The sequence below is a fragment of the Pseudoalteromonas nanhaiensis genome, assembly GCF_051235485.1.
Classification (GTDB): domain Bacteria; phylum Pseudomonadota; class Gammaproteobacteria; order Enterobacterales; family Alteromonadaceae; genus Pseudoalteromonas; species Pseudoalteromonas lipolytica_C.
The window spans coordinates 230527-242151 of sequence record NZ_JBPNYQ010000002.1 but is presented as its reverse complement, the minus strand read 5'-3'; the positions used below and the strand labels follow the sequence as shown (position 1 = coordinate 242151).

Sequence of the window (11625 nt, the reverse complement as noted above, 5' to 3'; positions counted from 1 at the left end):
CCAGTGTAGCATAGGTTGGGAGAACTAAATTGTTCGAGTTGCAATGCTCGGTGAGATATTCGCCGCCCGTTTTGCAGGTGCAAGTACTGCTAATAAACTCATAACGAACACTGCCAGCGCTGTAGCAAGCACGTAGCTAATATCAAGCTGAGCAATTGAGAAGTGCTGCATGAGTAACTGGCCTAAATACACGGCAGCAATCACGCCAATCACTAAACCAACAACACATATCATGGCGTTTTCAACTAAGAAGTAGCTGATAATGGCTGACTTTCTGGCACCTAAAGCACGGCGAGTACCAATTTGTTTAGTACGCTTACTAATATTGAACAGCGTTAGGCCGAAAATACCTAGGGCCGTCACTAACACTAAAATAGTAATTAGCACAATCAGCATGCGCATCATTAATGTATCTTCAGCCATGTATGACTCTTTATCGTCATCTAAGCCACGAATGCGAGAAATAACGCGTTTGTTGTAGTTTTTCAGCATGGCTTCTTCAACACGATTCATGACTGATTGACGTTGACCAGGCTCTGTTCTAACCACAAAGCGTGCATTTGTACCAGGCTTAATAAAAGGCAGCAGTGCTACGTTATCTGGGCGGCTGTCTTTAAGCCATGGGCCTTTCATCAGTTCAACAACACCAATTACTTTCATTGGAATGTCACCAAAATAGACAGTTTGACCTAAACCATTGCCGTCAGGGAACAGCTCATCGAGTAGTGTTTTAGTGACAACGGTTACTTTTGATAACTCATCATAGTTATCGGTAACGATCACTTCGTCTTCGGTGTAGTTACGCCCAGCAATGAGTTTTACGCCATAGGTATTAATGCCATGCTCATCGATAAACATGTAAGAGCTACGCGCTGATTTACTCTCTTCAGGTGCTGGCTTTAAACTAAAATCTGACGAAGAGCCACTGCCCGAAAGCGGTGTATTACTTGAATAAGCAGCATCAACTACACCAGGTATTTGACGAAGCATGGCTTCATCAAGCTCATATTGCTGTGACGGCGACACATCTTTGCCAAACATCATGACATTAAAAACAAAAATGTCTTGTTCAGGGTAGCCTGTTTCTTGGCTTAAATAGCTAATTCTGTCTTGAATAATAAACGCCGCGTTACTAACAATTGCAGTGGTGATGGCAATTTGGATCAGTAATAAAATAGCGCCAACTTTTGAGCGGCATAAGGCGTGAAAGATAGGTTTAATTTCTAACATGGTGTCTTCCTTATTGGCTCTTAAGGTAAATAGCAGGGTTGGTTTTACACACCAGCCAAGCAGGGTACAGACCCGCTATCACACAGGTGCTAATTGCAATCACAGGTGCGCTGAGTAACATGCTCAAGTCCATTGTGGCTAAGCTTTGGTAGTAGCTATAGCTTTGACGTACGCCTAATAACCCCACTTGCGCCAAAATAATTCCGAAGATGCCACCTAAGAAACCTAACATGGCTACCTCAACAATATGTTGAAAGAATATTTGGCGTTTACTGGCACCTAATGCACGGCGTACACCGACCTCAGGAGCGCGACGTAAAAATTTCGCAAGTAACAAGCCTAAGATGTTGGCAAGGCATACCGCTAAAAACATAAAGCTTAGGCCAACCAGAATTTCGTTGTCTTCGCTGACAACATTGTTGTACTGCATCCACTCATTTACATCGCGTAAGGTGGCGGTTAATTTTTCACGGTTAAAACGACCTAGCTTCTGTTGTTCTTGCATATAGGCCATTAAAAAGTCTTGGTAAGCTTGCTTTTCTGCAGGTGTTTTTAGTTCAACCCAAAACTGTAACCACACCATTTCTGAATTGAGCTTGTCATTAAAGGTATTGGTTTTTTCGTGCTTCCAACCATTGGTATTACCCCAGTTTTCAAGCTGGCGTGCTTTCATTAGGCTAAATGGTAAAAATAGTTGTTCGGTTTTATTAAATGCACCGTTATTCAAGTCATAGTATTTAGTAGTGATATCCCAATCATCAATCACGCCAATGACTTCGTAGCTGGCATCATCGAGGTACACCATTTTGCCTACCGGGTTTTCACCTGCGAATAGTTTGTCGTTTAATTCTTTATTGATAACCACGACAGGCGCTGCATCGGCTTCTTGTTGCGCGCTCCAAACCCCACCATAAATAAACGATAGGTTAAACATATCGAAAAAATCAGGGGTGGTTAGACGAGCTTGACCAATAAATGGTTTAACTGTGTCTGAGTCTAAATAAACCGAAAAACCCGTTCTAACCATAGTGACACGCTTGCCACCTGCTTTGGCCTGGTTAAGATTAACCGCATCTTGATAGGTTAATTGCAGTGGCATGTTATCGACTGTCCACCACGTACGGCCTTCATCCATGGTTTGTAACTGCACAGAGTAAAGATCGCTACTTTTTTCAGGAATAGGGTCTGCCGACATCATGTGATACACAGATAAACTTGTCATGGTTACGCCAATACCAATGGCAATAGCCAGCACCATTAAAAAGCTCACAAGTGGCGTGCGCTTAAAGCTGCGCCAGCTTAAATCTAAATAATGAAGGAACATGGTTACACTCCAGCCGCTTTAAGGTTTTGGGTGCCTTGATACAAAGTGAAGTCAGCGAGTTGGCCATCAACAACTTGGATATTACGAGGTGCTCTGCGGGCAAGCTCTGGATCATGGGTTACCATGATGATGGTTGCGCCATTACGGTTGATTTGCTCAAGCAGCTCCATTACCTGACGCGCCATAAGGCTATCTAAATTACCAGTTGGCTCATCGGCGAGTAAAAAGCGTGGTTCACCTGCAAGGGCTCTGGCAATAGCGACACGTTGCTGTTGACCACCAGAAAGTTGTTGCGGTAAGTGTTTAGCGCGTGAGGCTAAACCAACTTGCTCAAGGCATTGTTCAATTCGGCGTTTACGTTCAGCAGCTTTGATACCGCGATAACGCAGTGGTACTTCAATATTCTCATACAAGTTCAAATCTGGAATAAGGTTGAAGCCTTGGAAAATAAAACCAATTTTTTGATTACGAAGATCTGCGCGTTGGTTGTCATTTAATTTACCCACATCAATACCGTCTAGCATGTATTGGCCTTCGCTAAACGGCTCCAACATACCGGCGATGTTTAAAAAGGTGGTTTTACCTGAGCCACTCGGGCCTGTTACGGCAATAAATTCACCTTCTTCTACTTGTAGGTTGAAGTCGCGAAGGGCGTGCGTTTGTACCATATCTGTTTGATACACTTTGCTGATGTTGTTCATTGTAAGCATGTTGATTATTCCTTTTATTTGTTAGCGTAAAACCAGTGTGGGTGCTTTTTTAAAGCGATCGTAATTCGAGATAATTAACTTATCGCCAGGCTCTACGCCTTCGATAATCTCGACAGCATTGATACTGCTTGCACCGGTTTTTATATCGATTAAATAAGCCATGTCACCGTCAACTTTATAAGCATGGGTGCCACCTTGTTGTAAGAATGCGCCGCGTTTTACCTGCAATACATTGTCGCGATTCTCTAATAAAATACGTGCGGTTAAGCGTTGGTTTTGGCGAATGCCAGAAATCTCATTGTCAAAGCGTACGCGGGTAGTGACCTCGCGATTATTCACTTCAGGCGAAATAGCCGAAAGGGTGCCTGTTACATGACGTGCGCCTAAAGTAAGTTCTACTTGCATACCAAGACCTAGCTCGTTGGCGTAGCTTTCTGGTACTTGCAGTTCTGCTTCAAAGTTACTTAAATCGACCAATGTCATTAACGGTTGGCTTTGTGTTACCGCCTCTTTTTGTTGCACTAATAAGTTACCCACAATGCCGCTTACGCTGGCGGTAATGGTGAGTTCATTTACTTGCCTTAGCAAGTCATCAACAATCAATTGCTGACGCGCCAGATCGCGCTCTGCTGCTTTTAGCTCAAATGCGAGGGTATCTTTAGCTAAGCTGACTTCTTGCTCAGCATGCTTATAAGAAAGGTTGGCACGAGCTAAGTCATCAACCGCTTTTTCTAGATCTATTTGGCTGATCAAATGTTTCTCGATAGAGATTTTAGCGCGACGGTTTTCTCTATCTGCGGCATTTAGTTCTACCTGAGCTAAATCGAGTGCTTTGGTAAGGCTCAGCTTTTGCCTGCGCGCTTCAAGTTGCTTGCGTTGTAATTCGCCTTCTAATCGCGCTAATACTGATTGTTGCTGTTTTAATTCGTTGGTTAGCTCAGGGCTGGTAACGGTTGCAATCACTTCATTTACTTCAACGCTATCACCGGCTTTTACTTTTAAATCGACAAAGCCACGTTCAGGGCTGTAAACCTTTGGCGCATTAGCTGCAACTATTTTACCGCTCGCTGCCACATCTCTGGTGAGCGTCTTTTGGCTCACTTCACTAATTTGTAGGCTTGCTGCATCAACCGAAATGCTGCCATCGTTACTGGCAAACAAAGCTTGAAAGCCAAGCGCACCAACAAGTATTACGCCCGCTGCTAACATAAGTGGTTTTTTTATGGTGTTTTTCTTTGCCACGGTAATATCTTGGGCGCTGGTATCCTTAATCATCATAACTCCTTACGATTCTCAAAACACACAATCATGAAGCCAACGGCAAGCATGGTAAGTGGAGAAGCCATAAACAAACTGATAGTGAACATTTTGAAATCCTCAATTTCGCTGATGTCTTATCTATACCAGTAGCGTGCCAAAACTTAATGTATTGATTTTTAATGTATTTTATTTTATTTGATGAGTTGCTGCCTGTCCGCGGACAGAAAAAGTGTCCGCAGCGGACACTTTTAAATTGCTGTTTGTTGACGCATAGGTAAAGAAACTCAGTCATTGCGACTAAGGTAGTCTGCTCAGATACATAGTTTGTAACTATGCTAAAGCCAAGAGTAAATAATGATGCAACTGTGCTAGGTGAGACCCCATAAAAAGCTGCATTGATATTCATAAGGTGAATAATTATTCATTTTTTGTTGCAGTTTACGTTAACGTAAAGGTGCGGTTTTTTAGATTGGTTTTTTACAAGTTGTTAAATTTGACACCAGTGTCATAAAAAAATAACGGTAAAAATACGTCTAAATGTAAAAAAATTGCTTAGTATTTAATATGTGCCTTCAAGTGAGAAATATTCAAGAATATGAATATGTATTCAAATCTCTATTGACTCATGGAACAATTGGCGATAGTTTTGTTCGTCTGCTAGCACTGTCGCAAAAGACTGAATCGCTAGTCGTTGTAGCAAGGGGAGGGGTCTATGTTATATGACTCAAAATTAGAAAAAGATAATTGTGGCTTTGGCTTAATAGCCCAGGTCAATGGTCAAGCGAGTCACCGCTTGATTCGAACAGCAATCACGGGCTTAGATCGCATGGAACACCGAGGCGGTATTTCTGCAGATGGTAAAACCGGTGATGGCTGTGGTTTATTAATGCAAAAACCCGATAGTTTCTTTCGTGCTATTGCCAGCGAACATGATTGGCATTTAGGTAAGAACTACGCAGTCGGCATGGTATTTTTAAATGCTGATCCTGTACTTGCACAAACAGCTAAAGATGTGCTGAGTGATGAACTTGAAAAAGAAACCTTGAGTATTCAGGGTTGGCGTGTAGTGCCAACAGATTCATCATGTTTAGGGCCAATTGCAAAAAAACAACTACCGGGCTTTGAACAAATTTTTGTGAGCGCACCAGAAGGCTGGCGTCCAAAAGATTTAGAGCGTCGCTTGTATGTAGCACGTCGTCGAGCAGAAAAGCGCCTCGAAAACGATGAACATTTTTATATTGCCAGCTTATCTGGTTTAGTTACTGTCTATAAAGGCTTAATGATGCCTGTAGACTTACCTAACTTTTATTTAGATTTAGCTGACATTCGCATGACCAGTGCGATTTGTGTATTCCACCAACGTTTCTCTACTAATACACAACCTCGTTGGCCATTGGCGCAACCATTCCGCTATTTAGCGCATAATGGTGAAATTAATACGATTCAAGGTAACCGCCAGTGGGCTCGTGCCCGTGCGTACAAGTTTGCCTCACCACTTATTCCTGATTTGCAATCAGCAGCGCCTTTCGTGAACGAAAGCGGCTCTGACTCTTCAAGCTTAGATAATATGCTTGAGTTGTTCTTAGCGGGTGGTATGGATTTATTCCGTGCTATGCGAATGCTTGTGCCACCAGCATGGCAAAAGAACCGTGCCATGGATGATGACTTACGTGCATTCTATGACTTCAACTCAATGCACATGGAACCATGGGATGGCCCGGCAGGTATTGTAATGTCAGATGGTCGTTTTGCAGCCTGTAACCTTGACCGTAATGGTTTACGCCCTGCGCGCTATGTAATCACTCAAGATGGTTTTATTACCCTTGCTTCAGAAGTAGGTATTTGGGACTACGCACCAGACGAAGTGGTTGAGAAAGGCCGTGTTGGCCCTGGTGAGCTATTAGTTATTGATACTCATCAAGGGAAGATTTGGCATTCAGATGAGATTGACCAAGACCTTAAGTCACGCCATCCATATAAAGCATGGCTAGAAGCAAACGTTAAGCGTTTAACACCGTTTGAGCAACTCTCAGAGAAAGATGCGGGCAACCGTTCATTTGATGATGAAACTCTGCTTAAGTACCAAAAAATGTTTGGTTACACCAACGAAGAACTTGATAGCGTTATCCGTGTAATGGGCGAAAATGGTCAAGAAGCAACAGGCTCAATGGGTGATGACACGCCATTTGCGGTACTTTCAGAAGGTCATCGTTCACTGTTCGATTACTTCAGACAAAAATTCGCGCAAGTAACCAATCCACCGATTGATCCACTTCGTGAAAATCACGTTATGTCTTTAGCTACTTGTATTGGTAGTGAGCAAAACGTATTTAATGAAACAACAGGCCATGCTAAGCGTTTACAGTTTGATACGCCAATTTTGATGTATGCAGACATGCAACAGCTTATCAATGCTGACGATGAACATTACAGCTATTGTAAAATTGATATTACTTACACCAAAGAAGAAGGTTTAGAGAAAGCGATCACCCGTATCTGTGATGAAGCGCAAGCAAAAGCAGCGTCAGGCTGTGTAATGCTTATTCTAAGTGACCGTAACTTTAGTGAAACGCACTTGCCTATCCCGGCTGCAATGGCGGTAGGGTCTGTTCAAAAACGTCTAGTTGATAACAACTTACGCTGTGAATCAAATATCATTATTGAATCGGGCAGTGTCCGTGATGCACACCAATTTGCTGTATTACTAGGCTTTGGTGCAACAGCAATTTATCCGTATCTTGCGTATGAATCGTTAGTTGCGATGACTGACAAAAAGGTCTTAAACAAGAGCTACTGTGAAGTAACCCTTGCTTATCGTAATGCGATAAATAAAGGTCTATATAAAATCATGTCGAAAATGGGCATTAGTACTGTTGCTTCGTATCGTTGTTCGATGTTATTTGAAGCCGTTGGTTTATCAGATGCAGTTGTAGAAACCTGTTTTAATGGCGTGGCAAGTCGCATCAAAGGGGCTTGTTTCACTGACTTTGATGATGACCAACGCAAACTACATAAGTTAGCCTTTAGTAAACGTAAATTATTAAGCCATGGCGGCTTATTAAAATATGTTCATGGTGGTGAATACCATGCCTATAACCCAGACGTTATCCAAACACTGCAAAAAGCTGTGCGTTCTGGGGAATATAGCGACTATGTAGCCTACGCTGATTTAGTAAATAACCGCCCGATCACCAATTTACGTGACATGTTGGCAGTGAAAATTCCTGAAGCTGGTGTGAATATCGATGACGTTGAGCCGGCAACTGAGCTCTACAAGCGTTTTGACTCAGCAGCAATGAGTATTGGTGCGTTATCGCCAGAGGCTCATGAAGCGCTCGCGATTGCAATGAACCGTTTAGGTGGTTGTTCAAACTCAGGCGAAGGTGGTGAAGACAAACTTCGCTACGGCACAGAGAAAAACTCGCGTATTAAGCAAGTTGCATCTGGCCGCTTTGGCGTAACACCGCACTACTTACGTAGCGCTGATGTAATTCAGATTAAAGTTGCGCAAGGTGCAAAACCAGGTGAGGGTGGTCAATTACCGGGTGAAAAAGTAACGCCATATATAGCAAAATTACGTTACTCGGTACCGGGTGTGACCTTGATTTCACCTCCGCCGCATCACGATATTTACTCAATCGAAGATTTAGCTCAGCTTATTTTCGATTTAAAACAAGTAAACCCAGATGCACTGATTTCGGTGAAGTTAGTTTCTGAGCCGGGTGTAGGTACTATCGCAACAGGCGTAGCTAAAGCCTATGCCGATTTAATTACCATTGCTGGTTATGATGGTGGTACAGGTGCAAGCCCACTTACTTCTGTTAAGTATGCAGGAAGTCCTTGGGAGCTTGGTCTTGCTGAAACCCAGCAAGCGCTAGTAGAAAATGGTTTACGTCATCGTATTCGTCTACAAACTGATGGTGGCCTTAAAACGGGTCTAGATATCATCAAGGCGGCTATTTTAGGTGCTGAAAGCTTTGGCTTTGGTACTGGCCCTATGGTGGCACTTGGTTGTAAGTACCTGCGTATTTGTCACTTAAACAACTGTGCGACCGGTGTTGCAACGCAAGACGATACGCTTCGTCAAAAGCATTATCATGGTCTGCCAGAAATGGCGATGAACTACTTTAAGTTTATTGCCGAAGAAGCGCGCCAAATAATGGCAAGCTTAGGGGTTACTCGATTAACTGATTTAATAGGTCGTTTGGACCTGCTTGAAGCCATTGAAGGCAAAACAGAGAAGCAAAAGAAAGTAGATTTGTCATCTGTGGTTGCGGTACCAAATAACCCAACTGGTGAGACTCTGTATTGCAGTGCACCTAATAGCTCGCATTATTTAGGTCAGCTAAATGAAACCTTGCTTGAAAAAGCAAAACAAGCGATTGATGAAAAATCGGGCACCTCATTGGTAAGTCGTATTTGTAATACTGACCGCTCAGTGGGTGCGATGTTATCGGGCTATATTGCCTCTAAACATGGTAACCAAGGTATGGCTGCTGATCCTGTCTCTATTGAGCTTCATGGTACAGCGGGTCAATCATTTGGTGTATGGAATGCTGGTGGCCTTGAAATGACATTAGTAGGCGATGCGAATGACTATGTTGGTAAGGGGATGGCTGGCGGTAAGCTGGTAATTCGTCCACCGCTGGGTTCATCGTTCGAAAGCCACAAAGCGACTATTGCCGGTAATACCTGTTTATATGGTGCTACAGGCGGCAAATTATTTGCGGCAGGTTGTGCTGGTGAGCGTTTTGCAGTTCGTAACTCTGGCGTACAAGCGGTTGTAGAAGGTGTTGGTGACAACGGCTGTGAATATATGACCGGTGGTGTGGTTTGCGTACTTGGCAAAGTAGGTATCAACTTTGGTGCAGGTATGACAGGTGGTTTTGCTTATATTCTTGATGAAGGCAATGACTTTGAAAAACGCATTAACCCTGAGCTTGTTGAAATTGTCACGCTCGAAGGGTTGGCATCACACCAAGAACATTTACGCGGCCTAATTGCTGAGCATTTAGAGCTTACAGGCTCAAACCGCGCTGAGCAGATTTTAGCTAACTTTGATTTATACATTCCAATGTTTAAATTAGTTAAGCCAAAATCTAGTGATGTAAAAAGTTTACTCGGACACCGAGCGCGCAGCAGCGCAGAGCTTCGTGTTCAGGCTCAGTAAGGGGGTAGTATGAGCGAAAATGTATACCAGTTTATCGATGTACAACGTGTTGATCCGCGTAAAAAGCCAATTTCAGCGCGTAAGCAATCTTTCGTCGAAATTTACGAGCCGTTTTCTGAGACACAAGTAAACTCACAAGCGGACCGATGTTTGGATTGTGGTAACCCGTATTGCGAATGGAAATGTCCAGTACATAACTATATTCCACAATGGTTAAAGCTCATTCGTACTGGGCGTATTTTAGAAGCGGCAGAGCTTTCTCACCGTACTAACAGCTTACCAGAGGTGTGTGGACGAGTTTGTCCACAAGACCGTTTGTGTGAAGGCTCATGTACACTTGAAGAGGAATTCGGTGCTGTTACTATCGGTAATATCGAAAAGTACATCACAGATACAGCCTTTAAGATGGGCTGGAAACCAGATATGTCGTATGTGGTTTGGTCTGACAAAAAAGTAGCAATTATTGGTGCAGGCCCGGCAGGCTTAGGCTGTGCGGATATTTTAGTACGTAACGGTGTAAAACCTGTGGTGTTTGACCGTCATCCAGAAATTGGCGGACTTCTTACGTTTGGTATTCCTTCTTTCAAGCTTGAAAAAGAAGTGATGCAAAAGCGTCGTGAAATTTTTACTGAAATGGGTGTCGAGTTTAAGTTAAACACTGAGGTTGGCGTAGATGTTACCCTTGATGAAATACTCGCTGAATATGATGCCGTGTTCTTAGGTGTTGGTACGTATCAAAGTATGCGTGCAGGACTTGAGAATGAAGACGCTGATGGTGTGTTTGATGCACTACCATTCTTAATTGGTAACACCAACCGTGTTATGGGCTATGCCGAAGACAAGCAAGCTTATATCGATATGGCTAACGAAAAAGTCGTCGTGTTAGGCGGTGGTGATACAGCAATGGACTGTGTAAGAACCTCTATTCGCCAAGGTGCTACAAAAGTAACTTGTGCTTATCGTCGTGACGAAGAAAACATGCCAGGCTCAAAACGTGAAGTTAAAAATGCCCGTGAAGAGGGCGTTGAATTTACCTTTAACGTTCAACCTAAAGGTATTGTGGTTGACGAGCAAGGCAAAGTTGCAGGCGTAAAAATGGTTAAAACTCAGTTGGGTGAACCAGATGAGAATGGCCGTCGTCGTGCCGAAGAAGTGGCCGGTTCTGAACATGTTATTGAAGCAACTAAAGTGCTAATGGCATTTGGTTTTAAACCTCATAAAATGGATTGGTTGGAGCCGTATGGCGTTGAAATCAATCATTGGGGTGGCATTAATGCTCCTGAGCAAGGAGAATTTACTCACCAAACAACGAACCCTAAAATCTTTGCGGGTGGTGATATAGTTCGCGGTTCAGATTTAGTTGTTACAGCTATTTTCGAAGGCCGAAATGCAGCTGAAGGTATAATGGAATATCTTGGCGTATAAGTTCTTAACTTAATGTACGATTTTGAAAGCAAGCCGATGGCTTGCTTTTTTTATGCTTAATCAAAGCAAAATCATCGCCTCAACTAACATTTGATTTGTTGAGAGTAATCCCCGATAAAGAAAATGAAAAATCATAACCAGCAACGTATAATTAGTCAGTAAAAATGGTTGGATTATAATTTATCTTCGCAGTTTAGTGCTAGCTCCATATTTGCTCCACATTGTTACGCTTTAATGTTCCAAAGAAGTTTGGATCCAGTATGGACATTTGATGCTAACAACATGGAAAAAAAGAAAATGTTTTGCGAACACATTAATCATGAGCAACTAAACTGTTTTCAACCAAGTTCAAAATCTGAAAATGATTTACTTAATGAGGTTATGAAAAGTGAAGACCTGCACGATATTCTGACTATGGTTTTATTAGATGAAACCTTATCAGACGCGTTTAAAGCGATGGTTAGGAAGCAATTAAAAATAATAAAAAATATGAAACGGAAATAAAA

General features: G+C 42.7%; 7 protein-coding genes. 3 read left to right on the top strand and 4 right to left on the bottom strand.

Annotated features, from left to right (window positions below):
• Positions 1-24: 24 nt before the first annotated feature.
• From ACSFVZ_RS03345 to ACSFVZ_RS03330, 4 genes are read right to left on the bottom strand one after another with little or no spacing between them, the layout of a single operon-like run.
• Positions 25-1230 (bottom strand): ABC transporter permease, encoded by a 1206-nt coding sequence (locus ACSFVZ_RS03345; protein ID WP_435558101.1) that lies wholly within the window; start codon positions 1228-1230, stop codon positions 25-27.
• 10 nt (positions 1231-1240) lie between these two features.
• Positions 1241-2554 (bottom strand): ABC transporter permease, encoded by a 1314-nt coding sequence (locus ACSFVZ_RS03340; RefSeq protein WP_435558100.1) that lies wholly within the window; start codon positions 2552-2554, stop codon positions 1241-1243.
• A 2-nt stretch (positions 2555-2556) separates the two neighbouring features.
• Positions 2557-3264, bottom strand: coding sequence for an ABC transporter ATP-binding protein (locus ACSFVZ_RS03335; protein WP_435558099.1), 708 nt, complete (start codon positions 3262-3264; stop codon positions 2557-2559).
• 21 nt (positions 3265-3285) lie between these two features.
• The gene (locus tag ACSFVZ_RS03330; protein ID WP_435558098.1) at positions 3286-4539 is read right to left on the bottom strand and encodes an efflux RND transporter periplasmic adaptor subunit; all 1254 of its coding nucleotides are present in this window, start codon (positions 4537-4539) and stop codon (positions 3286-3288) included.
• A 697-nt stretch (positions 4540-5236) separates the two neighbouring features.
• On the opposite strand from ACSFVZ_RS03330, the gene gltB reads away from it, so the two are divergent.
• The 3 genes from gltB (at position 5237) to ACSFVZ_RS03315 (ending at position 11623) form a co-directional block, all read left to right on the top strand.
• Positions 5237-9694: a glutamate synthase large subunit gene (gene gltB / locus ACSFVZ_RS03325; RefSeq protein ID WP_435558097.1), complete on the top strand. Its 4458-nt coding sequence runs from the start codon at positions 5237-5239 to the stop codon at positions 9692-9694.
• A gap of 9 nt (positions 9695-9703) precedes the next feature.
• Positions 9704-11119: a glutamate synthase small subunit GltD family protein gene (locus ACSFVZ_RS03320; protein WP_135924238.1), complete on the top strand. Its 1416-nt coding sequence runs from the start codon at positions 9704-9706 to the stop codon at positions 11117-11119.
• A 168-nt stretch (positions 11120-11287) separates the two neighbouring features.
• Positions 11288-11623 (top strand): hypothetical protein, encoded by a 336-nt coding sequence (locus ACSFVZ_RS03315; protein ID WP_435558096.1) that lies wholly within the window; start codon positions 11288-11290, stop codon positions 11621-11623.
• Positions 11624-11625: the final 2 nt, after the last annotated feature.